Annotated in this window: 24 protein-coding genes and 1 tRNA gene; 9 read left to right on the top strand and 16 right to left on the bottom strand. The window is 65.6% G+C overall.

Translation table 11 applies throughout. The features are described from left to right. Positions 1 to 36: 36 nt before the first annotated feature. Positions 37 to 1,209: an FIST N-terminal domain-containing protein gene (locus ACQR1D_RS12205; RefSeq protein ID WP_316182176.1), complete on the top strand. Its 1,173-nt coding sequence runs from the start codon at positions 37 to 39 to the stop codon at positions 1,207 to 1,209. Then, entirely contained in the window at positions 1,206 to 2,558 is a 1,353-nt protein-coding gene (locus ACQR1D_RS12200) for a hybrid sensor histidine kinase/response regulator (protein ID WP_434894054.1), read from the top strand. The genes ACQR1D_RS12205 and ACQR1D_RS12200 overlap by 4 nt, the downstream gene beginning before the upstream one ends. Here the strand turns inward: ACQR1D_RS12200 and ACQR1D_RS12195 are convergent. From ACQR1D_RS12195 to ACQR1D_RS12170, 6 genes are all read right to left on the bottom strand, one after another. Continuing rightward, positions 2,512 to 3,246: a response regulator transcription factor gene (locus ACQR1D_RS12195; RefSeq protein ID WP_316182172.1), complete on the bottom strand. Its 735-nt coding sequence runs from the start codon at positions 3,244 to 3,246 to the stop codon at positions 2,512 to 2,514. The genes ACQR1D_RS12200 and ACQR1D_RS12195 overlap by 47 nt on opposite strands. Positions 3,247 to 3,456: 210 nt before the next feature. Continuing rightward, entirely contained in the window at positions 3,457 to 4,146 is a 690-nt protein-coding gene (locus tag ACQR1D_RS12190; protein ID WP_315804942.1) for a response regulator transcription factor, read from the bottom strand. A 69-nt stretch (positions 4,147 to 4,215) separates the two neighbouring features. Further along, a complete protein-coding gene (locus tag ACQR1D_RS12185; RefSeq protein WP_434894053.1) occupies positions 4,216 to 5,343 on the bottom strand; it encodes a c-type cytochrome in 1,128 nt (375 codons plus the stop codon). A gap of 232 nt (positions 5,344 to 5,575) precedes the next feature. Continuing rightward, on the bottom strand, positions 5,576 to 7,267 hold the full coding sequence (locus tag ACQR1D_RS12180; RefSeq protein ID WP_434894052.1) for a PQQ-dependent methanol/ethanol family dehydrogenase: 1,692 nt from the start codon (positions 7,265 to 7,267) through the stop codon (positions 5,576 to 5,578). A 451-nt stretch (positions 7,268 to 7,718) separates the two neighbouring features. Next, positions 7,719 to 8,423 carry a Crp/Fnr family transcriptional regulator gene (locus ACQR1D_RS12175; protein WP_434894051.1) on the bottom strand — a complete coding sequence of 235 codons (705 nt, stop codon included), beginning with the start codon at positions 8,421 to 8,423 and terminating at the stop codon, positions 7,719 to 7,721. A 169-nt stretch (positions 8,424 to 8,592) separates the two neighbouring features. After that, positions 8,593 to 8,889: a putative quinol monooxygenase gene (locus ACQR1D_RS12170; protein ID WP_434894050.1), complete on the bottom strand. Its 297-nt coding sequence runs from the start codon at positions 8,887 to 8,889 to the stop codon at positions 8,593 to 8,595. A gap of 348 nt (positions 8,890 to 9,237) precedes the next feature. Here ACQR1D_RS12170 and ACQR1D_RS12165 point away from each other — a divergent pair, with 348 nt between their 5' ends. From ACQR1D_RS12165 to ACQR1D_RS12155, 3 genes are read left to right on the top strand one after another with little or no spacing between them, the layout of a single operon-like run. Beyond that, positions 9,238 to 10,026 carry an SDR family NAD(P)-dependent oxidoreductase gene (locus ACQR1D_RS12165; RefSeq protein WP_434894049.1) on the top strand — a complete coding sequence of 263 codons (789 nt, stop codon included), beginning with the start codon at positions 9,238 to 9,240 and terminating at the stop codon, positions 10,024 to 10,026. Further along, positions 10,023 to 10,877, top strand: coding sequence for an SDR family NAD(P)-dependent oxidoreductase (locus ACQR1D_RS12160; RefSeq protein WP_434847801.1), 855 nt, complete (start codon positions 10,023 to 10,025; stop codon positions 10,875 to 10,877). Before ACQR1D_RS12165 ends, ACQR1D_RS12160 begins: the two co-directional genes overlap by 4 nt. Next, on the top strand, positions 10,874 to 11,371 hold the full coding sequence (locus ACQR1D_RS12155; RefSeq protein ID WP_434847800.1) for a nuclear transport factor 2 family protein: 498 nt from the start codon (positions 10,874 to 10,876) through the stop codon (positions 11,369 to 11,371). The genes ACQR1D_RS12160 and ACQR1D_RS12155 overlap by 4 nt, the downstream gene beginning before the upstream one ends. 786 nt (positions 11,372 to 12,157) lie before the next feature. Here ACQR1D_RS12155 and ACQR1D_RS12150 read toward each other — a convergent pair. Beyond that, a tRNA-Leu gene (locus ACQR1D_RS12150) sits at positions 12,158 to 12,242 on the bottom strand. A gap of 136 nt (positions 12,243 to 12,378) precedes the next feature. Then, positions 12,379 to 12,672 carry a FliM/FliN family flagellar motor switch protein gene (locus ACQR1D_RS12145; protein WP_409997983.1) on the bottom strand — a complete coding sequence of 98 codons (294 nt, stop codon included), beginning with the start codon at positions 12,670 to 12,672 and terminating at the stop codon, positions 12,379 to 12,381. A 20-nt stretch (positions 12,673 to 12,692) separates the two neighbouring features. Between ACQR1D_RS12145 and lipB the strand changes: the two genes are divergently transcribed. Continuing rightward, positions 12,693 to 13,415 (top strand): lipoyl(octanoyl) transferase LipB, encoded by a 723-nt coding sequence (lipB, locus tag ACQR1D_RS12140; protein ID WP_434838307.1) that lies wholly within the window; start codon positions 12,693 to 12,695, stop codon positions 13,413 to 13,415. Between the two features lie 2 nt (positions 13,416 to 13,417). On the opposite strand, the gene ACQR1D_RS12135 is transcribed toward lipB, so the two are convergent. After that, entirely contained in the window at positions 13,418 to 13,846 is a 429-nt protein-coding gene (locus tag ACQR1D_RS12135) for a tautomerase family protein (protein ID WP_316182161.1), read from the bottom strand. Positions 13,847 to 13,954: 108 nt separating this feature from the next. On the opposite strand from ACQR1D_RS12135, the gene ACQR1D_RS12130 reads away from it, so the two are divergent. Both ACQR1D_RS12130 and ACQR1D_RS12125 read left to right on the top strand, forming a co-directional pair. Beyond that, on the top strand, positions 13,955 to 14,812 hold the full coding sequence (locus ACQR1D_RS12130; protein WP_434894048.1) for a LysR family transcriptional regulator: 858 nt from the start codon (positions 13,955 to 13,957) through the stop codon (positions 14,810 to 14,812). A 59-nt stretch (positions 14,813 to 14,871) separates the two neighbouring features. Further along, entirely contained in the window at positions 14,872 to 15,918 is a 1,047-nt protein-coding gene (locus ACQR1D_RS12125; protein ID WP_434894047.1) for an AraC family transcriptional regulator, read from the top strand. A gap of 13 nt (positions 15,919 to 15,931) precedes the next feature. Here the strand turns inward: ACQR1D_RS12125 and ACQR1D_RS12120 are convergent, their stop codons facing one another. From ACQR1D_RS12120 to ACQR1D_RS12110, 3 genes are read right to left on the bottom strand one after another with little or no spacing between them, the layout of a single operon-like run. Next, positions 15,932 to 17,368 carry a TIGR01777 family oxidoreductase gene (locus ACQR1D_RS12120; protein ID WP_434886688.1) on the bottom strand — a complete coding sequence of 479 codons (1,437 nt, stop codon included), beginning with the start codon at positions 17,366 to 17,368 and terminating at the stop codon, positions 15,932 to 15,934. Next, positions 17,365 to 18,024, bottom strand: a complete 660-nt coding sequence (locus tag ACQR1D_RS12115; RefSeq protein ID WP_316182156.1) for a DUF4166 domain-containing protein — start codon at positions 18,022 to 18,024, stop codon at positions 17,365 to 17,367. The genes ACQR1D_RS12120 and ACQR1D_RS12115 overlap by 4 nt, the downstream gene beginning before the upstream one ends. A gap of 17 nt (positions 18,025 to 18,041) precedes the next feature. Next, entirely contained in the window at positions 18,042 to 18,611 is a 570-nt protein-coding gene (locus tag ACQR1D_RS12110; RefSeq protein ID WP_434894046.1) for a GbsR/MarR family transcriptional regulator, read from the bottom strand. A 148-nt stretch (positions 18,612 to 18,759) separates the two neighbouring features. On the opposite strand from ACQR1D_RS12110, the gene ACQR1D_RS12105 reads away from it, so the two are divergent. Further along, on the top strand, positions 18,760 to 19,569 hold the full coding sequence (locus ACQR1D_RS12105; RefSeq protein WP_434894045.1) for a class I SAM-dependent methyltransferase: 810 nt from the start codon (positions 18,760 to 18,762) through the stop codon (positions 19,567 to 19,569). A gap of 24 nt (positions 19,570 to 19,593) precedes the next feature. Here the strand turns inward: ACQR1D_RS12105 and ACQR1D_RS12100 are convergent, their stop codons facing one another. The 4 genes from ACQR1D_RS12100 to ACQR1D_RS12085 form a co-directional block, all read right to left on the bottom strand. Then, complete coding sequence (locus ACQR1D_RS12100; RefSeq protein ID WP_315804918.1) at positions 19,594 to 19,896, bottom strand: acylphosphatase; 303 nt, start codon at positions 19,894 to 19,896, stop codon at positions 19,594 to 19,596. Beyond that, the gene (locus ACQR1D_RS12095) at positions 19,893 to 20,759 is read right to left on the bottom strand and encodes an isocitrate lyase/PEP mutase family protein (RefSeq protein ID WP_434874564.1); all 867 of its coding nucleotides are present in this window, start codon (positions 20,757 to 20,759) and stop codon (positions 19,893 to 19,895) included. Before ACQR1D_RS12095 ends, ACQR1D_RS12100 begins: the two co-directional genes overlap by 4 nt. A gap of 112 nt (positions 20,760 to 20,871) precedes the next feature. Continuing rightward, complete coding sequence (locus tag ACQR1D_RS12090; protein ID WP_315804916.1) at positions 20,872 to 22,887, bottom strand: acetyl/propionyl/methylcrotonyl-CoA carboxylase subunit alpha; 2,016 nt, start codon at positions 22,885 to 22,887, stop codon at positions 20,872 to 20,874. A gap of 157 nt (positions 22,888 to 23,044) precedes the next feature. Beyond that, on the bottom strand, positions 23,045 to 23,272 hold the full coding sequence (locus ACQR1D_RS12085; RefSeq protein ID WP_316182147.1) for a hypothetical protein: 228 nt from the start codon (positions 23,270 to 23,272) through the stop codon (positions 23,045 to 23,047). Positions 23,273 to 23,313 lie beyond the last annotated feature (41 nt).

The following is a 23,313-nucleotide window of genomic DNA, read 5'->3' as shown; positions in this document are numbered from 1 at the left end:
ACCAACAACCCAAAGTGTCGTTCCGGGAGGTGCCCGATGGGAGACGCCGATCCTCGGCCCCCGCGTCCGTCTGGCGTGACTGCTGCAAAGTCCAAGGCTGCAACGGAGGCCGCTGCGGCGGCCGACATCTGCAGCCAGTTGCCGGCCGACGGGTTGGCGATGGTGCTGATCTTCCTGTCGCCCCACTACGATCCAAACGAGTTCATGGTGGAGGTGACGACCCGTCTTGCGGACATCCCCGTATACGGCTGTACGACGGCCGGAGAGCTGTCGCCCGATGGCTGGGACGACAACAGTGTCGTCGCTCTCGGATTTGCCGCCGAAGATTTCACGGTATTCGCACAGCCCATCTTCGGGTTGTCGGGCTTTCGCGTCGATGAAGGACGTCGCCTCGGCAACCAGCTGAGGCAGGATCTGTCGCGGCACGGTGGTCGCGACGACGACGGCGTGTTCGGACTCGTCCTGATCGACGGCATGTGCCAGCGCGAAGAGGCGATCATGTCGGCGATCTACGCCTCGCTCGACAATATTCCCCTGGTTGGCGGGTCGGCCGGCGATGGTCTGCGGTTCGAGCGCACCTGGGTCTTTCACGACGGCAAGGCCCACACGGACATGGCTGTGCTGATCCTGATCAGGACGTCATTGCCGTTCCGGCTGTTCAAATGCGACAATTTCGAGCCGACCTCGACCAAGATGGTGGTGACGGAGGCCGATCTCGAGCAGCGCATCGTCAAGCAGCTCAATGCCGAGCCGGCGGCGGAGGAATATTGCCGCGCGATCGGAATCGCCGATTCCGAGCTCGACCCGTTCCTGTTTGCAGCCCATCCGGTCCTGGTGCGAGTCGGCGGCTCCTATTTCGCGCGCTCGATTCAGCGCGTCAGCCCTGACGGCTCACTCCGGTTCTTCTGCGCGATCGACGAAGGAATGGTGCTGACGGCGGCGAGGTCACGCAATTCCGTGGCGGCCGCCCGCGAGATGCTGGCCGAGGTCCGCGACGAGATCGGCGAGGTCTCGATCTTCATCGGTTTCGAGTGCATCCTCAGGCGTCTTGACGCGGAGCAGCATCAGTTTGCGCGGGAAATGTCCGAGCTCTATCGCGACAACCGGATCGTCGGGTTCCATACCTATGGCGAGCAGTACGGTTCAATGCATGTCAATCAGACGCTGACCGGGGTCGCGATCGGCAAACGTGGAGCGACGCAGCAATGACCGCCGCGGCGTCTCCGGAAGACCTGCAGCGCGAGGCGGCCAAGCTCAGGAAGATCAACGCCGCGCTGATGTCCCGGGTCGAACGCTCGATGGACCAGCAGTTCAACGCGTTCTCACTGTTCGAAACGGCGATTGCGCTCGATCAGCAGGTGCGCGAGCGAACGCGCCAGCTGCGTGATGCGCTGCGTTCGATCGAAACCGCCAACAAGGACCTCTTTCGGGCCAAGCAGCAGGCTGAAGCGGCGAGCTCCCTGAAATCCTCGGTTCTCATCTCCGTCACGCATGATCTGCTTCAGCCGCTCAACGCCGCGCGGCTCACGCTCTCGACCTTGGCGGACGAGGTCTCGTCCGATCGCGGAACGGCCATGGTCGGCCAGGTCGACCATTCGCTGGCCATGCTCGAGGATCTGCTGCGATCCCTGCTGGAGATTGCCAAGCTCGATGCCGGAGCCCTGCGCCCCGATGTCAGGCCCGTTCTGCTCTCGACCCTGTTCGAGCCGCTCGAACGCGAATTCGCCCCGATCGCGGCCAAACGCGGGTTGTCCCTGCGCATTTGTCCGTGCTCGATCGCCGTGGTCTCGGATGCCATGATGCTGCGGCGCATCTTGCAGAACCTCCTCGCCAACTCCCTGCGCTACACACGGCAGGGCGGCGTCGTCATGGGATGCCGGCCGGGGCCGGGAGCGGGCCGGGTTCGCATCGAGGTCCACGACACCGGCCCGGGGATTCCCAAGCCGCAACAAGAAGCGATCTTTCTCGAATTCCAGCGCGGTCGGCCGAGCGCCGAGGATCAGGCCGGTTTTGGGCTGGGCCTGTCGATCGTTCGTCGCTTCGCCAAGGCATTGGACCATGAGGTCAGGCTGGCTTCGCGGGTTGGACATGGGTCCACATTCAAGCTCGAGCTCGACCGCGCAGACCCGGCAGCCGTACTGCCGGATCCACATCCCGCGGATCACGTCGACCACGACTATGGCGGGCTCGAAGGCGCCAAGATCCTGCTGATCGAAAACGACCTGGCCACCGCCGAGGCCATGGTCAGTCTGCTGGAAAAATGGGGCTGCGACGTCGTAGCTACGGCGTCGTTGAATGACGCCTTGCAGCGTTTGAGTGCGCTCGGCGCAGTCCCTGAGACGATCATCGCGGATCTGCACCTGGATGGCGACGAGAGCGGGCTTGCCGCCATCCGGGACATCAGGCAATCCCTTGGCCGAGATGTTGCGGCCATGATCGTGACCGCCGACTATTCCGAAGACGCAGCCAGGGAAGCAAGCCAATACGGGCTCGAGATCTTGACCAAGCCGGTCAGGCCTGCGGAGCTTCGCGCGCTGTTGTCGTTCTTGCTGTCATGAGCGCTTCAGCGCCGTTTGCCCGAGCTGGCGTGCGCGGCTCGCTGATGAGGTTCACGAAGTCGATCTTTTCCATCTCGATGATGGCCTTGGTCCTGCTCATGACGCGAAGCTTGCGCAGGATCTCCGAGACGTGGACCTTCACTGTCGTCTCGCAGATCCCGAGCTCATAGGCGATCTGCTTGTTCTGCAGTCCACGGCGGATAAGGTCGAGCACGCGCAGCTGCTGCGGCGTCAGCTCGTGAAGACGCTTCAGGAGGTCCTGAGCAGGAAGCCGGCCACGGCGCGCGCCGGCGCAGAGGGAGCCGCCTTCAACATGGACCTCGCCGCGCAGCACGGCGTTGATTGCCTCGGCAAGCTGCTGCTTCGAAGTCGATTTCGAGATGTAGCCGGAGACACCCAGCGCGAGCACGTGGGCGACGAGGTCCGGGTCCCGATGCGCGGAAACGACCAGGATCGGCGTGCGCGGCGCGGTCTTGCGGATGCGGATGACGCCGGAGAGTCCGGTCGTTCCGGGCGTCGAGAGGTCGAGCAGGATCAGGTCGAATCTCGGCGGAGATGAAAGAAGCCCAACGGCCACGTCGACGGACGTCGCCTCGCGCATCTCGGCGTCAGCCAGAGCGGCGCGGATCGCGCTCTCCAGCGCCTCGCGAAACAGCGGATGGTCCTCGACGATGAGCAATCGAGCCACGTGCCTGTCCCCTCCCCGGCCAGATCGAAGGTCCGGCTTATTCAGTGTCGCGGATCCGACATTCAACCAGCGTGCGCGCCGCGTCTTCGAAGGAACGTCAGAACCGGAGCATCAGCGATATCGCGTTGGCTGGCATCAATCAACGACCAAGACGCCATCGACGTCGCCACGCCTGCGGTGGCCGTGAAGTCTTGCGGCGCAACAATTCCGCTACAGGTGTTTTCTGCCCGAAGCGGTGCGCGATCCCTGACGGTCGGCCGGCGCGTTCAGCGCGATCTTGCCGATCTCGATGATGGCCTTGTTGCGGCTGAACAGGCGGAGTTTTCTCAGGATCTCGGTGATGTGCGCCTTGACGGTCGACTCCGCAAGCTGAAGCTCGCCGGCGATTTCCCGGTTCTGATAGCCACGCCTGATCAGGTCGAGGACGCGAAGCTGTTGCGGCGTCAGCTCCTCGAGACGCGCCTGCAGCGCGCGAGATGAGCCCTTCCCGTGGCGCTCGACCGCGGGCACGAAGTCTTTCGGGACCGAGATCGAGCCGCTGAGCACGCGCTCGATCGCGGACGTCAGCTCGCGCTTCGAGGTCGACTTCGGCAGATAGCCGGCCGCGCCGAGCGAAAGCGCCTCGCGCACCACGTTCTGGTCCTCGTCACTCGAGACGATCGCGACCGGAAGCCGCGGATGGGCGGCGCGAAGCCGCTGGAATCCCGAGAAGCCCATGGCATCGGGCAGCGTCAGATCGAGCAGCGCCAGGTCGATGTCGGGTTCGAGCGCAAGGGTGCTGAGGGCATCGGCAATCGACAGCGCCTCGAAGATCTCGGCGTCAGGATGCGCCAGACGCACCGCATTACCGAGAGCTTCGCGAAACAGGGGATGATCGTCGATGATCAGAAAACGCGTCATGTCCGACCTTCACTCGCTGCCAGCACGTGCCGGGTGATCCGGCAGATCGTGTCGGCCGGTGTCGCTCCCTCAATTTGCCGTCTCTGACGACTGCACGGTCAGCAGGAATGTATAGATGCTCTCGAACTGGTCGTCGGTAAAGACCTCCTTCCAGGCGGGCATGCCCTTGGAGGGACGGCCTTCATGCACGGTGGTCCAAAATTTGTCGCGCATGTCCTCACCGTAGCGGGTCTGCAGCCGTCGCAGGTCGATCCGGCGTTCTGCCTGCACGGCGTCGGGTCCGTGACAGTGGGCGCAGGTGCCATTGAAGATCTCTTTGCCTAGCGTCACCGCCTCGGTCTTCGACTCGCTCGCAGTCGAGTCCGAAACGCTGGTCACGACGGCCTCGGCGACCGGCTGGCGGAGAAGCGGAGCGGGGTCAGTTGTCGACGCCAGCTTGATCGGGCGCGGCACGGCGCCGAGCCTGATCGACGGCTCGCTCGGCAGCCCGTATTTGACCGCGAGCTCGGCGATCCGCGGCGCGAGCTGCGGCAATGCGGCGTCGATCTGATCGCGCAGTTGGCCGGAGCTCTTGGCAAGGCCGATCGCGGCATCCCAGGATAGCCCGTCGCCCTCGACCGGCTGGATAAGGAAGCTGCTCTCGTAGGTCGTCTTGTTCAACCAGCCTGCAACCGGCCCCCAGACGAAGGCGACATCGGCCCTGCCCTGGGCCAGCGCCGCAAGGCCCTCGTCCGGCGTCAGCACCGTCACCTTCTCGATGTCGTCGCGTTGGGCCAGCAGGTTTTGCGGCGTGGTCTGGTATTGCACGGCGACACGCTTGCCTCGGAGATCGTCGATGCTGTGGACGATGAGCGTCCCGCGGCTGACGAGTGCGTAGGTCTCGGTCGCGATCTTCTTCGAGAAGATCACGGCCGGTCCCATGAAGTCCGCTGACAGCGGCAGGCCGATCATCGCGTCGCACTGCTTGCCCAGCAGCGTCACGCGCACGGTTCGCTTGCCGAAATAGGATTTGTACCAGTCATAGGCCACGGGGCGGCCGAGTTCCTGTGACAGCGCCTGACCGACCTCGAGATAGAATCCCGGCTGCGTTGGATTGTTGCTCGAGAACGGAAGATTGGTCGGATCCGCGCAGAGTCGCAGCGGCTCGGCCTCGTTGGCCTGACCCGCCGCCGACGAGGCCAGCAGGGTGGAGGCCATCAAGGCGACGAGAGCCGTCGCGCTTGCTGACAGTTCGGCGGCCCGCCTATTCGAGCCAGTCTGACGGCGATTCAGGCGCATCCTCGATCCCTCAGGTCTTGTTTATCTGTTTATATGGTACGGCTCGGTCTCGCGGCCGGGCCGCCTTCCTTCGTCCGCTTGATGCGGATTGGCCGAACGCTGCGCGTGTCCCCGCGGCCGGGGACACGCGTGGCCGTCGTGAACTCTGCGGCTATTGGACCGCGAACACGAACAGGGCGCCGCCCTCGGGAGCTGCGTTCGTCATCTTCTTGCCGATCTCACCCAGGAACGCCGGGATCGAGGCGGTGCGACCAACGACGACGGCGACGTATTGCTTGCCGTCGACCGAATAGGTCACCGGACCGGCCCCGATGCCGGAGCCGAGATTCTTCTTCCACAGGATCTTGCCGGTCTTGGCGTCGATGGCGCGGAAATCGCCGTGCAGATTGCCGGAAAAGACCAGACCGCCGGCGGTGCTGAGCGTACCTCCGTTGAACGGAAGGTCTTCCTGGATCGACCAGACTTTCTTGTTGTTCACGGGATCCCAGGCGATGAGCTCGCCGAGGAATCCGCCCGGGCCTTCCTTGGTCGGGAATTCCGCACCGAGATAGAACACGCCGCGCTTGTACGAGACGTCGCTGACCGCCCAGTCCATGCAGACATTGTTGGTCGGGATGTAGACCAGGCCGGTGTCCGGATTGTACGACATCGGCTGCCAGTTCTTGCCGCCGATCAGGTTCGGGCAGACGTCCTTGACGGGATGTCCAGGGCCCGGCCGCTTGTCCGGGTCCTCGACCGCGCGCAGGGTCGAAATGTCCCATTTCTGCGCCCAGTTGGCGAAGACGTACTTTTCGGCCGAGATCACCTTGCCGGTCTCTCGATTGGCCACGAAGAAGAAGCCGTTGCGATCGGCCTTCATCAAGGTCGGAACGGCTGCGCCGCCGACCTTGAGATCGGCGAGGATGGCTTCGTTGACGCCGTCATAGTCCCAGGCATCGGCAGGCGTGGTCTGGATGTGCCACTTGATTTTGCCGGTGTTCGGATCGAGCGCCAGCGTGGACGCCGTATACAGATTGGTCAGCTTGCCGAAATCGCCATTGCCGGTCGAGCGCACGGCGGTGTTCCAGGGACCGGGGTTGCTGGTGCCCCAATAGACCGTGTCGCTCTTCGGATCGTAGGAGCCGACCAGCCAGGCTGCGCCGCCGCCATGCAAGCCGGTGTCGCCCTTCCAGGTCTCGCTGCCAGGCTCGCCGGGCGCAGGCACGGTGTAGGTCTGCCAGACCATCTTGCCGGAGTTGATGTCGTAGGCCTGCAACGAGCCGCGCACGCCGTACTCGCCGCCGCCGAAGCCGGTGATGACCTTGTCGCGCACGACCAGCGGCGGCGAGGTGATCACCGAGCCCTGCTTGTAGTCGACCACCTTCGTGGTCCAAAGCTCCTTGCCGGTGGCGGCATCGAGCGCGGTCAGCTTGCCGTCGAGCCGGCCGACGAACAGCTTGCCGTCGGCATAGGAGATGCCGCGGCTGTTCACGTCGCAGCAGGCATATTGCAGCGTATCGTCCGGAATATCCGGCTCATAGGTCCATTTGCGCGCGCCGGTCGCGGCATCCAGCGCGTAGACGTATTTCGGACCCCACGACGTCGAGACGTAGAGCGTGTTGCCGATCACGATCGGCGAGGCCTCGTTCGAGCGTAGCGAGGCCAGCGAGAACGAATAGACCAGCGACAGCTTACCGGCGTTCTCGGTGTTGATCTCCTTGAGCGGGCTGAACCGGGTGTTGCCGTAGTCATGTCCGGCCATCGCCCAGGCGCCGGGCTCGCTAGCGGCCTTCAGCGCCGAGTCGTTGGCGCGGACGCCCAACGTGCCGGCGACAAGGAAGGCAACCGTCGAGATGCCAGCCAAGAATCTCCTGCTCGTGAAATTCATCAGTTCCCTCCGCCTATGTCTTTGTTGTGTTCGTATGACGCGTGCGCGCGAGGCCCCAGATGAGCAGTCGCGGTGCAAGCACCGGGGCGATTACAGCATCAGCGCGGCCCGGCTCTCATAGGCGGAAGGTAGTAGGCGGCGGGGATCAGGGTTGAAGGCCGATTATCCCTCCCTTTCAGCGACTTACCGGAATTCCGTGAGCTGCGAGCGGAAGGATCGTTATCGTGCTTCCACTGCGCGATCTCGTGGAAGCTTGGCGTCCTCGCGGTCGCCACACCGAGGGAAGCCCTCTCTCGATATGACGCCTTGAACAAACCGGACCGAAGAGCGGCATCTTTTAGTTCAGGCGCGGCCGCCGCTGGAATACGCGGGGCTCGGTGCCAGACAGGGAAACCCGAGCGCAAAGCTTGCCTTGGCCTGGTGACGTCTAGCTCTCCACGGGGTCGCTCGAGCTGAGGCGTTCGATCGCCTCCAGGTCGTGAATCGTGACCGACGCGTACTTTGCCGTCGCAATCCCATCCTGCTCGAGACTCTTGAGCAGACGATTGATCGTCTGCCGGCCGACCCCAATCATCACCGCAAGATCCTCCTGCGACAATCGCAAATCGATGACCAACCCTTTCTTGGTCTGTCGCCCGTGACGCTCTGCGAGCCTCTGCAATTCCTGCGCAAGCCGGTGAAGTGGACGCCGATTGCGGAGAATGATCAGGTTCTGCATCGACACGCGCAGGTGATCGCAGACCATTCGAACAAACGCAGAATAATACTCGTTGCTCTCGTTGATGAGCGCCTCGAACCGCTCCTGGCTCACGTGAAACAGCACCGCCTTGCCAATGGCGAATGCGTCATAACCATATGGGCGCCCGTCGAGGGCCGAGGTGACGCCGATCCACGACCCAGGCGAAGAGATCAGCAGGAAGGAGGGATTGCCGGACAGCGAAAAGCTGGTCAAGCGCACCTGCCCCGACACCAGGGCAATCAATCCGTCGCGGGAGTCGCTCGCGGAATAGATCAGGGAGTTGTCCGCGTTTCGAACGCGACCCAGACGAAGAATGTTGTCCGCCAATGACGGAGAAAGGCCAGCAAACCACTTGTTCCTGCGCAGAACAGCCTTGAGGACCGCTTTGTTCATTCGTCGCCACACATGAAGACGGGATGGTCGCTGTCGCGACATCTGTCATCCCATATCAGTGTAGCGGAGATCAATCGAGGTGGCCGGGCTCCCAGCGGTGTAGGCCCACCCCAGCGCGAGTCGCCGGATGTGGTAAAATGAGGCGCGTCACACCGGCGGCCCGCCAGCGCTAGAACGATTTTTCCTCGGCCTCATAGATGGTCATGACGGGCGGTCTCGCGCACAGCTTGGCGACCTCCTGCACGAACGCCCGTGACCCGGGTCGGGCGAAATGCGCCTCGAGCGCGATGGCGTCACGCCAGCGCTCGAAGAAGCGCAGACGGAGCGAGTTTTCACAATCGACCTGCACGGTGTGCTCCACGCAGCCGTCTTCCATACGCGAACGACGCACATGCTCCAGGCTGACCTTCATCAGACGATCAAAGCTTTCGCTAAGCCCGTCCACAGACCCCACAACGATGATCATCGGCTCACATCCTCACTCTTGTGTTCCTCAGAAAGCGCCGGATCGCTTTACTCGGTGAATGGCATGAGCGGGATCGTGCGGACGTCGAGACCTCGGCGCCTGGGATGGACGCCAGAACATTGGTTGCCTCGGTTGTCATGCTGACCGTCGTTACCCCGCGAAGTTGATTTTCTTGCACGCGGCGGCCTGCGTCCCGGCGCCCTCGCCGGCTCAAGCTAAGGTGATTTTGTGCATCGATTGTCGCGATTGCGACAGTCTCGGCCATGATCTGTGCTTGTCTCTTGGCGGCGTCACGACGCGGCACGGCCGGAGGCGCAACGGGCAACCATGTCGAAACGAGGAGACCCGATGTTGCTGACGGCCGAACGCCTCTTCGCAGTCGAGGGCTTGGTCACCATCGTGACCGGCGCGGCGAGCGGACTTGGCCTGGCCATTTCCCGGACCATGGCAGCCAACGGTGCCGATTTGATCCTGGTTGACAGGAACGAGACCGAACTGAGGCGGATCGGCGAGGAGATCATCCCGGGGGCAGAGATCGCGACGGTCGATGTCGCAGATCCAGACGCCATCCGGCGGACGGTCGATGACGTCATCGCGCGCAAGGGCCGGCTCGACGTCATGTTCGCGAACGCCGGCATCAGCGGGGGAGCCGGAATTCGATTGCCGCAGGGCCACATCGAGAACGTCGATTTCGCAGCCTGGAATGACGTTATTGCCATCAACCAGACCGGCGCGTTCGCGACCATCCAGGCTGCGGCCCGTCACATGAAGGCGCAGCGCGGCGGTCGGATCGTGGTCACGGCGTCGGTCGGAGGATTAAGAGGCTCGGCAGCGACCGCCTATGCGTATGCGGCCGCTAAGGCCGCGGTGGTGAACCTGGTCAGGCAGGCCGCGCTCGAGCTCGCCACGTTCGACGTCCAGGTCAATGCCATCGCGCCCGGCTTCTTCCGGACGGGGCTCGGCGGAGGCCGCCTGCTGGACGAGGCCGCGACAGCGCCGCTCCACGCCATGGTGCCGATGAACCGGCTTGGGATCCCCGACGAGATTGCCGGCGTCAGCCTGCTGATGGCATCGCCGGCCGCGAGCTATATCACCGGATCGGTGTTCACCGTGGACGGCGGAATCAGCGCGGCATGAAGCACCTCGAAGGCAAGGTCGCGGTGATCACGGGAGCTGCCAGCGGCATCGGGCGCGAGCTGGCCGCTGCCTGCGCTGCGCAAGGAATGAAGCTCGTTCTCGCCGACGTCGATCGCGACGGACTATCAGCCACGAAAGACCCGATGCCGGGCGGGATTGCCGTGCACACGGCGCAGTGCGACGTGTCCAGCGTCGAAGCGGTTCAACGCCTCGCCGACCTTGCCTTTGAAGAGTTCGGCAACGTTCACCTGCTCTTCAACAACGCCGGTGTCGCGGCGCTCGGCCCGGTCTGGTCCGCAACTCCCGAGGACTGGACGTGGGTGCTCGGAGTCAACCTCCTGGGCGTCGTCAACGGCATTCGCAGCTTCGTGCCGCGCATGATGGCTGCAGGCGACGAGGGCCACATCGTCAACACGGCGTCAGCCGCGGGCTTGAGCGCCGTTGCGGGCTCCGGCGTCTACTGCGCCAGCAAGCACGCGGTCGTCGCCCTGTCCGAGTGCCTTGCGAAGGACCTTCAGCTTGCCGGATCTGATCTCAAGGTCAACGTGCTGTGCCCCTCGCTGGTCAGGACGGCCATTGTCGATTCCAGCCGACATCGGCCGGTCCATCTGGCCGCGACCAATCCGGACAGCGCCCCCTTTGATCAGCGCGTCAGGGCGGGAATGGAGGCATCCGAGATCAGCGCTACCGATGTGGCCAGGATGACGATCCAGGCCATCCACGACGACGAATTCTACATCCTTCCGCATCCAGCGGTACGGCTCCGCGTCGAGGAGCGGCTCCGCAACATCATCGGTGATCACAAGCACCTCGAGCCCGACGCCCTCGTTGCGCCAACGGATGGACCATGAGCAAGTCAGACGACAATGCCGACCTCAGAGCCAGGATCGAGGCGCTCGAGAAACGCGTTGCCGAGCATGATGATCGCGAGGCGATCCGGACACTGCGCTGCACGTACCACGAATACGTCAACCAGGAGCGCGTCGCCGAACTGGCCGATCTCTTTGCGGAGAACGCCACCGTCTCCTATGGCGGTCGGCCGTCGGTGACCGGCCGCGAGGCCATCCGCGACTTCTTCCTCAACTTCCCGATCAAATGGGCGCGTCAATTCATCCACGCGCACGTCGTCGAAATCGATGGCGACCACGGCAGAGGCTACAGCCATCTCGACGGGCGCCCCGTTCTCAACGGCAAGAGCCTCATGGTCGGCGGCCGGTTCGATGATGAATATGTCAGGGAAAACGGCCGTTGGCTGTTTTCGAAAGTCGTGTTGACGACCTGGTACATGGTCCCGGTCGAGCCCGGCTGGGAAGCCGCGGCAGCGACCAGGCCGGCCCAGACCTGAGCTGCACGAACTGAGGCCTGCTGATTTGACGGCCGAGCTCCGTCAGACGTGGATAGTGGCGCCGACAAGGACGGCGTCATGCACGATCTTTCACGGGCCGTGCCCCGGCCCGCCCCGACTGGCGCCAACGCTGGGCACGCGTCGCTGCGGGGTCACTTACCCTAGCAACGTCACTGCGGCGGAGTCGGGGCGCCCGGCGCGACGGGTTCCATCAGACGGAATCAAGCTGATTTGGCCCTGTCCACAACTTCTGAATAAATTAACTCTGTTGCTTTTTTTCAGAAATCATGTTTGTGTATCGCCATCTTGGACCCGCCGAGAGGGGCGCTTCGCGATCGTCACGAGACGTGGGGTCTGGGGATGCGGTGGCCGCAGGCGTGCTGCAGCGGGCTTACGGGCTCGCCGACGAACGGCAGGCTTGCGGACGTGAAGACGCGTGGTCCTGGCGCCCCGATGCTGGCGCCAAGTCGTCGGGCGATGATCCCGAGGGCGACGGTGGCTAAAAAGCCGGACACCGGGGAGATCGCGACATAAGCGTGAAAACCATCGCGCGGGGAATGCCGGGATGTCTCGGCTGAACCTGTGGTTCCTGCCGCCTGCTTTTTTTCGCAGGCGGGCCATGGGTGCGGCCAGCGCCCGGCATTCCCCGCGCCCTCTCATTCTCGAGGGCGGAACGACCGGCAGAACTCGGACGCCATCGCGCCGCGGGACCGCAGTCCCTCGCCCGAACGAAAGGCGCGAGGCTGGAACAAACCGCAAACAGATTTGAATTTGAGGAGAGAGAGATGGTGCGCTCGGAGGGACTCGAACCCCCACGGTGTTACCCACTGCCACCTCAAGGCAGCGCGTCTACCAATTCCGCCACGAGCGCGAAGAAGAAGCCGGAGCCAGAGGAAGGGCGGCACCGGATCAGTGGCGCCCGTGTATCAAATCGATGTCAGGGGGACAAGGCCCGCCCTGCCCTAAAATACCGGATTGTGGACGGTTTTGGCGTGGGCCGTGGCGCGCTATCGCGACGTCGGCGTCGGCGAGCGCGGCAGCATCTGCTTGACCTCGACCGCGATGCGGTTGCGGTCGACCAGCACCACCCCATTTGCGATCGGCAGATTGTTGGCGAGCACCTTGACGTCGTCGGCCTCGGTGGCATCCAGCTCGATGATGGCGCCGCGGGACAGGCGCAGAACCTGGTGGATGGGCATGGAGCAGGTGCCGAGAACGACCATCAGGTCGACTGTCACTTTATCGAGGGTTGACACTGCAGGACCACCGAAGTCACGACTGGATTTTGATTGCCCAGACATCACCATGTTGTGGTTAGCCAATGGTTAACAGCCGCGAAACACTCGACCTGACCACCTTTGCGGGCCCTCCCGGCAACGCCGTGGATTGGCGCATCTCCGATTCGCCGGTCGACTACGCCCGGGCGACCGAATTCATGGAGGCGCGGGCGGCCGCGATCGCCGCCCATGAGGCCGCGGAGATGGTCTGGCTGCTGGAGCATCCGCCGGTCTACACCGCCGGCACGTCGGGCAAGGCCGAAGACCTGCGCGATCCGCGCTTTCCGCTGGTGCCGACCGGCCGCGGCGGCCAGGTCACCTATCATGGCCCCGGCCAGCGCGTGGCCTATGTCATGCTCGACCTCAAGCGGCGGCGCCCCGACGTGCGCGCCTATGTCGCCGCGCTCGAGGAGACCATCATCCGCACCCTCGACGCCTTCAACGTGCGCGGCGAGCGGCGCGAGGATCGCGTCGGCGTCTGGGTCAAGCGGCCCGACAAGGGCGAGGGCCACGAGGACAAGATCGCCGCCATCGGCGTGCGGCTGAAGCGCTGGGTGACCTTCCACGGCATCGCCATCAATGTCGAGCCGGACCTGTCGCACTTCCAGGCTATCGTGCCCTGCGGCGTGACCGATCCGCGCTACGGCGTCACCAGCCTGGTCGATCTCGGCCTGCCGGTGACGCTCGCCGATGTCGACGTCGCGTTCCGACAGGCGTTCGAGAGCGTGTTCGGCGCCGTCAGCGTCGCGCAGCCGGAGACGGCATGAGCTCACGCGGCGCCCTGCTGCGGCGGGACGTCGAGCTTCGCCGCAACATAGCGGCGCTCCTGGCTCAGGCCGCCGAAGCCGTAGGCATCCGCCTTGACCTCGTCGACATGCAGATAGGTCTCGTGATGCAGCGGGCCGATCAGCTCGGCCATGCGCGCGAACACCGCGGCGAGATAGGCGGCCTTCTCGTCCTTGGTGTTGGTGCCCTCGCTGACGTGAACGTCGATCCAGTAGCTGGCAAGCCCCTGCTCCGCCAGCGAGGCGCCGCCGGCGAACCAGTCCGCGGCATCCGCTTCCGAGACGATGACGGCGGTGACCTTGGGATCCTTGCGCAGGATGTGCGCGGTCAATTCGGTGATGGCGTCCGCGATGGCCTTCTTCAGCGACGGCGAGCGGCGCTGGCTGGCATAGACGATGTTGATCAACGGCATGGTCGGCTCCCGGTACCCAGCGCGTGACTGCGCTTCGGGAGCAAAGCTAGCCGCGCGGCACTCATTTTGGTATCTTATCGATATGGATATCAATGATAACGAGTTCATATGACCGCCACGCTCGACATTGCGACCGTCCGCGCCTTTCTGCTGGTGAGCGACCTGCACAGCTTCACCCGGGCGGCCGAGACGCTCGGCACCACCCAGGCCGCGGTCAGTCTCAAGCTGCAGCGGCTCGAAGCGCTGCTCGGAAAGCGGCTGGTCGAGCGTTCGCCGCGCGCGGTCCGGCTCACCGCCGACGGCGCGGCCTTCGCCGAGAACGCCCACGCGCTGGTTGCCGCGCATGACCTCGCGCTCACCGGGGCCCCCCGCATCCGGCCGCTGCTGTCGCTGGGCATCAGCGATCACGTCGCCGGCCCCGAGCTGGTGCCGATGCTCGAGCAGTTGCATGCTGCCATGGCGGACCTCGTCCTGTCGGTCAGCATCGGCTTCTCGCGCGACCTGCTCGACCGCTACGATGCCGGCAAGCTCGACGCCGTGATCGTCCGCCAGGAGGCGAGCCGCCGCGGTGGCGAGGCGTTGATCACGGACGAGTTCGGCTGGTTCGCAGCGCCCAGATTTCGTCTGCCGGCCGGCGGCACGCTGCCGCTCGCCACGCTCGCACCGCCCTGTGGCGTGCGCAGCATCGCGGTCCGCGCGCTCGAGCGTGCGCGAATCAGCTTCAGCGAGACGTTCGTCGGCGGCGGGGTGACGGCCGTTGCGGCCGCCGCGCGCGCCGGTCTTGCGATTGCGCCGCTGGCCCGCCGGATCGCACCCAGCGGACTGATCGATATCGGAACGGATCTCGGCCTGCCCAAGCTCGGCCGCTCCAAGGTGATGCTGCATGCAAAGGCGGGAGATGCGGCCAAGCGCGCGGCCTTGCGCACGCTGGCCGCGGCATTCCGAAGCGCCGCGATGTCGAAGTAATTGACGCCGACAGGACCTGATGTAGCATGGGTTAATAATCGGAGTTCAGGAGCAGCGGCTTGAACCGTCTCTTGACCGCAGCTGACATCGTCAGCGCCCCAGCAAAGCCGAGCCCGGCCTCGACCGGCGCGACCGGCCTCGAACCATTGCATCGCCACGCGCTGATCCGGACCTCGAACGCCGACGTGCTGCGCGACCTCGCGGGGCGCCGGCTCGGCGCCGAGCGCGTCGACTTCAGGAACGCCGAGCGCTTCGAGGCGATCGTCAACCTGATCGAACTCGAGACCATCGGTCTCGCCTTCGGCACCACGACCTGCGACATGGTCTGCGACCATCGCGCCGCCGACTTCATCAGAGTGCAGATCGCCCTGAAGGGACGCGCGGTCAGTTGCACTCCCGGCGAGGCGACCGACGTCAATGAGCATCAGTTCGCGGTCGCGCCGGCCGGCGCGCCATGGCAGATGGCGTGCCAGGGCGGCCATCGGCGACTGACCCTGCGGCTCGATCCGCAGGCGCTGCGACGGCGCCTCACGGCGCTGGTCGGCGTGCAGCCGCGCACCGACTTCGTGATCGACCCTGCCATTCCGGCCGCCGATCCGCAGGCCCGCAGCCTGATGCGGCTGCTGGACTTCCTGACGACCCAGCTCAACGAGCAGGATACGGCGTTCCCCGCCGCAGTCTATCGCGAGCTGGAGGATGCGGTACATGTCGCCTTCCTCTGCGCCAGCCGTCATCGTTTCCGCGACACGCTCCTGGATCCCTCTCCGATGCCGGACTTCGGCCTGGTCAAGCGGCTCGAGGACTACATCGAGGCCAACTGGCGCGAGCCGATCACGATCGAGCGCTTGGCGCGCGAGGCCGGGGTCAGCGTCCGGTCGATCTTCCGCCTGTTCGAGCGTGTGCGCGGCTATTCGCCGATGGCCTTTGCCAAATCGGTGCGCCTACGGCGCGCCCACGAGATGCTGCGCTCCGGCGATCCCGCCATCACGGTGGCGGCGGCCGCCGCCGCCTGCAACTTCGCCAATGCCGGACACTTCGCCCGCTACTATCGCGCCACGTTCGGCGAGCTGCCATCGGCGACGATGGCGCGGGGCGAGCGGTCGTGACGCATTCGGCCGCTCACAGGATGGATTCGAGCGCGCTGCGCAGGCTCTGATGCCGGAACACGAAGCCGCTCGACAGCGCCTTGTTCGGCACCACGCGCTGGCCGCCGAGCAAGAGCTCCTCGGCGAAGTCGCCGCCGATCCGGCGCAAGAGGCCGGCGGGAACACGCAGCAGCGCCGGACGCCGCAGGCAGCGCGCGAGCTCGGCGGTGAAGGCGAGATTGCGCACCGGCAGCGGCGCCGTCGCATTGACCGGCCCGGTGATGGCATCCGTCGCGATCACATGCGCGATCAGCCGAACGAGATCGTCGCGCTCGATCCAGGACATCCATTGCAGGCCGGAGCCGAACGGCCCGCCCAGGCCGAACTCGAACGGCGTCAGCATCCGCGCCAGGAAGCCGCCGTCGCGGCCGACGACGAGCCCGATCCGCAGCAATGCGACGCGGACACCGTGCGCTTCGGCACCGCGCGCCGCCTGTTCCCAGGCGTCGCAGAGGTCATGGCTGAAGCAGGCATGCGACTTGGCCGATTCGGTCAGAGGCTGGTCCTGCCACAGGCCGTACCAGCCGATCGCCGAACCGTTGACCAACACCTTCGGCTTGCGGTCGAGCCGCGCGATCAGGGATACGACCGCTTCCGTCGTAGCAAGCCGGGACTGCAGGATCGTCGCGCGCCTGGCCGCGGTCCACGGCGCGTTGCCGATCGGCTCGCCGGCCAGGTTGACGATCGCGTCGATACGGGTGCCGGAGGCGAGCTGATCGAGGCTGGTGATCAAGGTCAGCGGCGCCGGCAGCACTGCGGCCTTGGCCGGGTCGCGGACCAGGGCGACGACGTGATGGCCGGCCGCGGCGAGACCGGCCGCCAGCCGCGCGCCGATGAAACCGGTCGCACCCGTGATCAGGATGGTCTGCGCTGGCGGCAGCGCCGCGACCAGCCCGGCCGCATCCGGCTGCGACATCCGCGCAAGGCGCCGGGCCGCGGCGAAGTCGCGCAGGCCGCACAGCGCGGCGCCAACCGCGGCAGCAGCAGCAATCCAGCTCAGCACGCCGGCATAGGCCGGCACGATCACCGAAGGCCGCATCGCCCAGCCGATCAGCAGCGGCACCAGCAGCATGAGGATCGCGCCGTAGTTGATGGCGAGCAGTGTGTGATTGACGCGTTCGCTCGGCGGCAGCTTGCGCGTCAGATCCTCCTCGACGAAATCGGTGAGGGTGATAGCGATCTCGGCCAGAAGCACCGCGAGCACGAGGATCGCGAACAATCCATGCACCTCGCACCAGCCGAGGACGGCGAACAGCAGCGCATAGAGCCCATTGCGGACGCCGTGCAGCTTGAGCTCGCCCCGCTGTGACGGGCGCCAGGCCAGGCGCTCGGTGAACTCATGGTGATAGAAGGTGTCGAACACGCCCATCACGATCTGAAGCGCGATCAGGGACCAGAGCAGCGGCGTCATGGTGCGGACTCCCGGAACACGGCGCTCTGGCGCATGATGCGCCCGAAGCGCGGATGGACGATCTCGAGCGAGAAGCGAAAGACGCCGCTGCCGAGATCGGAATGGGTGACGGTGAGGTCGCCGGGCGTGAGCCATGCCGGCAGCACCCAGCGCCGGCCGGCGAAGTCGAACGTGTAGCCGGCGCTATGGAAATGAAGCGCGCCATCGGCGACGCCGACGCGCAGGCTCATGCTGAGGCCCCAGCCGAGATATTCCTCGAGCCCCGTCGGACCGGCGAAGCGCTTGGCGGAATGGATCACCTGCGGGAAGCCATGCGGGCGCCCGCAGATGCGCGTCCAGATCTGGCCGCCACTCGCCGCGTCCTCGGTCACCGCGACGATCATCGGCACGCCGATGTTCGCGCGCGTCGGCAGCGGCCCGCCGATCAGCCGCGCCAGATGCGCGAACCAGAAGCCGGCACGGCTGATCTCGGCCTGATCGACCTCGCCGACATAGACGACGGTGGCGCCATCGGCGAGGCGCTTGGAGAAGCGGCGCCAGATCGACACCGGCAGCCGTCCCCAATCCTCGGCGGACAGCAGCGCACGAAACCTGTAATCATCATGAAGCCTGGCGCTGGAGGGCGTTGAAAGTCCGGGATGTCGCATGGTCACCATGACGCCCTCCACTCTTCTCAAGCGCTGCCCGACCTGGACCTTCCCGTGGGCAGCAGATTTGCGATCTTCTCGCCGAGCTTGATCAGCGCGACGAGACGCGGCCGCGGCACCTTCAGCATCTGCACGTACCAACGGTCGACCAGCTCGGTGAACGCCAGCATGTCCTTCAGCCGCTTGGCTGCGACCGCGTTGATCGCGGGATCGCCGGTCGCCTCCGCGACGCAGGCGCGCAGCGCCGCGATGGCGGGATCGATCTCGCGTTCCTTGCGGCCGGCCGCGATCCGCTGCGCCACCTCCCAGATGTCGGTCTCGGCCTCGAAATGATCGCGGCGGTCGCCGAGGATCGGCACGCGCCGGATCAAGCCCCAGGCGAGCAGCTCCTTCAGCGAGTTCGAGACGTTGGAGCGGGCCATGCCGAGCGTGTCGGCGATGTCCTCCGCCGTCATCGGCTTCTCGGCGAGGTACAGCAGCCCGTGGATCTGGCTCACCGAGCGGTTCACGCCCCACTGGTCGCCCATGTCGCCCCAGTTGAGGATGAAGCGCTCGACGGCGGGAGGAAGTTTTCGATGACCTGTAATTTCTGTCATGACAGAAATATCTGACTGAAGAGAGTGAATGTCAAGAGGCGCGGCTTTGAACCGGACTGGCGGCCGGCCAGACGGATGTTACGGCGCACATTTTGCGCCTGCCGACCGCCCGGTTCCCGCCTGCCCCCCTCTGCAACAGGAGCAAGCCATGACGGCATCCGACAAGGCGTTCACTGGATCGATCCCGCAGATCTACGATCAACTGATGGTTCCCTTGATCTTCGCGCCCTATGCGCTGGACCTCGCGCGGCGCATCGCGGCGCACATGCCGCGCGACGTACTGGAGACGGCGGCGGGCACCGGCGTGGTGACGCGGGCCCTGCATGCTCAACTGCCGCCGGAGGTCCGGATCACCGCCACCGACCTCAACGAGCCGATGCTCGCGCAGGCGAAGACCCATCTCGCCGCTGCGGACCGCATCGCATTTCATCAAGCCGATGCGCTGGCCCTGCCCTTTGCCGATGCGAGCTTCGATGCCGTCGCCTGTCAGTTCGGCGCGATGTTCTTCCCCGATCGCGTCAAGGGCTATGCGGAGGCCCGCCGCGTGCTCCGGCCCGGCGGACGTTTCGTCTTCAACGTCTGGGACCGGATCGAGGAGAATGAAATTCCTCACGTCGTTCACGAGACGCTGCAGCAGGTCTTCCCCGAAAGCCCGCCGCAGTTCTTCACCCGGACTCCGCACGGCTACTACGATTCCGGACGGATCGAGGCCGATCTGACCGCCGCAGGCTTCACCGACATCGCGATCGAGACGGTGACGCATCGCAGCCGCGCGGCTTCGCCTCAGGACCCGGCCATGGCATTTTGCCAGGGCACGCCGATGCGCGGCGAGATCGAAGCGCGCGGCAGGCCCGGCCTCGCCGCCGTGACGCAGGCGACCGCGGAAGCGCTGGCGCGCCGCTTTGGCGAGGGTGCCATCGAAGGCCGGATACAGGCGCTGGTGATCTCAGCGGAGTGAGCGACGGGCTCGCGCGCCGTGTCGTTAGAGCGTCGGCAACACGGAGAACGCCTCGCCCGGCCGGCGCGGTTTGAGCTGATCGGCCGTCGCCGGGTTTTCCATCACGGCATCGACACGCGCTGCTGGCGGTCCCTCGCGGCAGGCTGCCAACACGGCGGCGACGTCGTCCGAGGGACCCGCGAACAACGCCTCGACACTGCCATCGCTGCGATTGCGCACCCAGCCTTCGAGGCCGTTGAGGATGGCCTGGTCCTCGACCCATGCGCGGTAGCCGACGCCCTGGACGCGGCCGCGAACCATGACGTGGACGATGGCGCGATCGGTCATGATCCGAGCCCCAGAAAATCGCGCAGGCGCTTCTTCACATCGGCGTCGCGCATCACGCGTGCCGTCAGCTCGGCCGACGGCAGCCCCTTGAGCTGCTTCGGCGAGACGCCGTCACGCAGCGCCTTCAGCGTCTCATACACCGCCTGCGTCGCGGCGGCGATCGGCGCATGGCCCTGCAGCGCGACGCGGACACGGCGCGAGGCGAGATAGCCGAGATCGGACATCTCCTCCGGCGCACCGCCGAGCACGATCGGCAGCGTGGTGGCGGCCGCGATCGCGTCGAGCTGATCGCGCGAGGTGATGCCGGTGAAGAACAGCCCGTCGACGCCGCAGGCCTCATACGCCCTGGCTCGCGCGATCGCGTCGTCGAGCGAGGTGATGGAGACCGCGCCCGTCCGTCCCAGGATGACCAGCGCGGGATCGCCGCGGCCGTCGAGCGCGGCCTTCACCTTGCCGACCCCTTCGGCCAGCGAGATCAGTTGCGGCTTCGCTTCGCCGAAAGCCTGCGGCAGCAGCGTATCCTCGATGGTGAGACCCGCGGCACCGGCCGCTTCCAGCTCCTGCACCGTGCGGCGCACGTTCATCGCATTGCCGTAGCCGTGATCGGCATCGACCAGCACCGGCAGCGCTGCCGCGCGCGACATCCGCCGCATCTGCTCGGCGAGCTCGGTCAAGGTGATCAAGGCAATGTCGGGATCGCCGAGGACGGCGAGCGAAGCCGCCGAGCCGCCGAACATGCCGAGTTCGAAGCCGAGGTCCTCGGCAACGCGGATCGAAATCGCGTCGTAAACGGAGCCGGGATGGACGCAGCGATCGCTGGCGAGGATTGTGCGCAACGCTTCTCGGCGAGTACGGAACGTCATCACGCCCTACCTCTCTCCGTCATTGCGAGGAGCGAAGCGACGAAGCAATCCAGAGTCTCTTGCTGGGCCCTGGATTGCTTCGCTTCGCTCGCAATGACGGCGGTTAGACTTACTACGCAAACTCCAGGATCAGCGCGTCCACCGCGAGCGTCGCGCCGGCGGTCGCGTGGATCTTCTTCACCGTGCCGTCCTGCTCGGCGCGCAGCACGTTCTGCATCTTCATGGCTTCGACCACGGCCAGCGTCTCGCCGGCCTTGACCTCCTGCCCTTCGGTCACGGCGATCGAGACCACGAGGCCGGGCATCGGGCACAGCAGCTTCTTGCCGCTATCACCCGCGGTGACGACCGGCATCAGCCGCGCCGCGGTCGCCTCGGTTTCCGTGTAGACGTAGACCGGTGCTTCGACGCCCTGATGCGCGAGCCGCACACCGTTCGCAATCAGGCGCGTCTGCACGGCGATGGCAGCGCCATCGATGGTGCCGTGCCAGACCGCATCGCCCGGTTTCCAATCCGACACCAGCTGATGCGCCGGGCCGACCTTGCCGTCGCCCCCGACGAAGCGGACCGTGATCGCGCCGTTCTCCCTGGTGATGTCGAGCAGGATCTCGTCGCGCCCGAGCCACACCGCGCGGCGGCCCTGTCGCTTCACAGGCCGGCCGATCATCTGCTGCGAAATCTGCCGCTTGCGCTCGCCGAGCACGTGGTCGATCGCAGCACCCACCGCCGCCAGCCGGCGCGCGATCTCGCCTTCCGGCGCACGCGCGGCAAAGCCCTTGGGAAACTCCTCGGCGATGAACCCGGTCGACAGCCGGCCCTCGCGCCAGCGCGGATGGTTCATCAGCGCCGACAGGAACGGGATGTTGTGGCGGATGCCGTCGACATAGAACGCATCGAGCGCGGTCGACTGCGCCTCGATCGCGGCAGCCCGCGACTCCGCATGGGTGACGAGCTTGGCGATCATCGGATCGTAATAGATCGAGATCTCGCCGCCCTCCTGCACGCCGGTGTCGTTGCGCACGGTGATGCCGTCAGCCTTGCTCTCCGCCGGCGGGCGATACTTCACGAGGCGGCCGATCGACGGCAGGAAGCTGCGGAACGGATCTTCCGCATAGACGCGGGATTCCACTGCCCAGCCGGTCATCGTCACATCCTTCTGCGCAAGCGAAAGCTTCTCGCCGGCGGCGACGCGGATCATCTGCTCGACGAGATCGATGCCAGTGACGAGCTCGGTCACGGGATGCTCGACCTGGAGGCGCGTGTTCATCTCGAGGAAGTAGAAGCTCTTGTCCTGGCCGGCGACGAACTCGACGGTGCCGGCTGAGTCGTAGTTCACCGCCTTGGCGAGCGCCACGGCCTGCTCGCCCATCTTGCGCCGCGTCTCCTCGTCGAGCAGCGGCGACGGCGCCTCCTCGATGACCTTCTGGTTGCGGCGCTGGATCGAGCATTCGCGCTCGCCGAGATAGATCACGTTGCCATGCTTGTCGCCGAGCACCTGGATCTCGATGTGGCGCGGATCGACGATGAACTTCTCGATGAAGACGCGGTCGTCGCCGAACGAAGCCTTGGCCTCGGCCTTGGCGAGATTGAAGCCCTCGGCGACCTCGGCGGTCGAATGCGCGATGCGCATGCCCTTGCCGCCGCCGCCGGCGGAGGCCTTGATCATCACGGGGTAGCCGATCTCGTCGGCGATGCGCACCGCGTGTTTGTCGTCCTCGATGACGCCGAGGAAGCCGGGCACGGTCGAGACCTTGGCCTTGGCGGCCGCCTTCTTGGATTCGATCTTGTCGCCCATCGCGGCGATCGCGCCTGGGTTCGGGCCGATGAAGACGATGCCGGCCTCGGCCAATGCCCGCGGGAAAGCCTCGCGCTCGGACAGGAAGCCGTAGCCCGGATGCACCGCCTCGGCGCCGGTCTTCTTGCAGGCCTCGACGATGCGGTCGATGAGGAGATAGCTCTCGGCGGCGGCGGGCGGGCCGATCAGCACGGCATCATCTGCCATCTCGACATGCAGCGCATCGCGGTCGGCTTCCGAATAGACCGCAACGGTTCGGATTCCCATGCGGCGGGCAGTCTTGATGACCCGGCAGGCGATCTCGCCGCGGTTCGCAATCAGAATGGTTTTGAACATGTTCTTGCTTGATACCTTTGGGCGGGCTCCCCGCTCGTGGCACAGGCGTCACACCGCGAGCTTGATCGGTTCGTCTATACCAAAATCGCCCGCGCGCAACCCGCCTCTCGTTCCGACCGTGCCGTCCGGCGAGGCATGCCAGCCGCGGGCATTGCCGTTACCCGGAATAGCTGTGGAAACGTCCGCGGGCATAGGCGTGGGACACCGCCTTCATGAGCTCACCGACCTCGGTCTCGAGAAAATCGTTCGCAACAATCAGGGCCCGAATGGCCGCGCGCAGATCGCCGCCGCAGGCAGCAATGGCCTGGTCCACGGCGGCCTCCAGCGCGAGGTATTCAGCGTCCGCGGCTTGAGCATCGGTGTTGGATTGCGATCTGGGCTGCATGCGCGATGGCGGTCCTCGCTCCGGTCACGCCGCCATGTTCA

Origin of the sequence: Bradyrhizobium sp. HKCCYLRH2047 (assembly GCF_051168175.1) — a bacterium.
Classification (GTDB): domain Bacteria; phylum Pseudomonadota; class Alphaproteobacteria; order Rhizobiales; family Xanthobacteraceae; genus Bradyrhizobium.
This window is presented reverse-complemented; position numbering and strand designations above follow the sequence as displayed.

Bases quoted from the DNA above. Each gene is read 5' to 3' on its own strand.
- ACQR1D_RS12200 (WP_434894054.1), top strand. From the start codon at position 1,206: ATGACCGCCGCGGCGTCTCCGGAAGACCTGCAGCGCGAGGCGGCCAAG.
- ACQR1D_RS12160 (WP_434847801.1), top strand. From the start codon at position 10,023: ATGAAGCACCTCGAAGGCAAGGTCGCGGTGATCACGGGAGCTGCCAGC.
- ACQR1D_RS12110 (WP_434894046.1), bottom strand. From the start codon at position 18,611: ATGACAGAAATTACAGGTCATCGAAAACTTCCTCCCGCCGTCGAGCGC.
- ACQR1D_RS12120 (WP_434886688.1), bottom strand. From the start codon at position 17,368: ATGACGCCGCTGCTCTGGTCCCTGATCGCGCTTCAGATCGTGATGGGC.
- ACQR1D_RS12090 (WP_315804916.1), bottom strand. From the start codon at position 22,887: ATGTTCAAAACCATTCTGATTGCGAACCGCGGCGAGATCGCCTGCCGG.
- ACQR1D_RS12145 (WP_409997983.1), bottom strand. From the start codon at position 12,672: ATGTCTGGGCAATCAAAATCCAGTCGTGACTTCGGTGGTCCTGCAGTG.
- ACQR1D_RS12175 (WP_434894051.1), bottom strand. From the start codon at position 8,423: ATGAACAAAGCGGTCCTCAAGGCTGTTCTGCGCAGGAACAAGTGGTTT.
- ACQR1D_RS12105 (WP_434894045.1), top strand. From the start codon at position 18,760: ATGACGGCATCCGACAAGGCGTTCACTGGATCGATCCCGCAGATCTAC.
- ACQR1D_RS12155 (WP_434847800.1), top strand. From the start codon at position 10,874: ATGAGCAAGTCAGACGACAATGCCGACCTCAGAGCCAGGATCGAGGCG.
- ACQR1D_RS12170 (WP_434894050.1), bottom strand. From the start codon at position 8,889: ATGATCATCGTTGTGGGGTCTGTGGACGGGCTTAGCGAAAGCTTTGAT.
- ACQR1D_RS12100 (WP_315804918.1), bottom strand. From the start codon at position 19,896: ATGACCGATCGCGCCATCGTCCACGTCATGGTTCGCGGCCGCGTCCAG.
- ACQR1D_RS12130 (WP_434894048.1), top strand. From the start codon at position 13,955: ATGACCGCCACGCTCGACATTGCGACCGTCCGCGCCTTTCTGCTGGTG.
- ACQR1D_RS12085 (WP_316182147.1), bottom strand. From the start codon at position 23,272: ATGCAGCCCAGATCGCAATCCAACACCGATGCTCAAGCCGCGGACGCT.
- ACQR1D_RS12185 (WP_434894053.1), bottom strand. From the start codon at position 5,343: ATGGCCTCCACCCTGCTGGCCTCGTCGGCGGCGGGTCAGGCCAACGAG.
- ACQR1D_RS12165 (WP_434894049.1), top strand. From the start codon at position 9,238: ATGTTGCTGACGGCCGAACGCCTCTTCGCAGTCGAGGGCTTGGTCACC.
- ACQR1D_RS12190 (WP_315804942.1), bottom strand. From the start codon at position 4,146: ATGACGCGTTTTCTGATCATCGACGATCATCCCCTGTTTCGCGAAGCT.
- lipB (WP_434838307.1), top strand. From the start codon at position 12,693: ATGGTTAACAGCCGCGAAACACTCGACCTGACCACCTTTGCGGGCCCT.
- ACQR1D_RS12135 (WP_316182161.1), bottom strand. From the start codon at position 13,846: ATGCCGTTGATCAACATCGTCTATGCCAGCCAGCGCCGCTCGCCGTCG.
- ACQR1D_RS12205 (WP_316182176.1), top strand. From the start codon at position 37: ATGGGAGACGCCGATCCTCGGCCCCCGCGTCCGTCTGGCGTGACTGCT.
- ACQR1D_RS12115 (WP_316182156.1), bottom strand. From the start codon at position 18,024: ATGGTGACCATGCGACATCCCGGACTTTCAACGCCCTCCAGCGCCAGG.
- ACQR1D_RS12095 (WP_434874564.1), bottom strand. From the start codon at position 20,759: ATGACGTTCCGTACTCGCCGAGAAGCGTTGCGCACAATCCTCGCCAGC.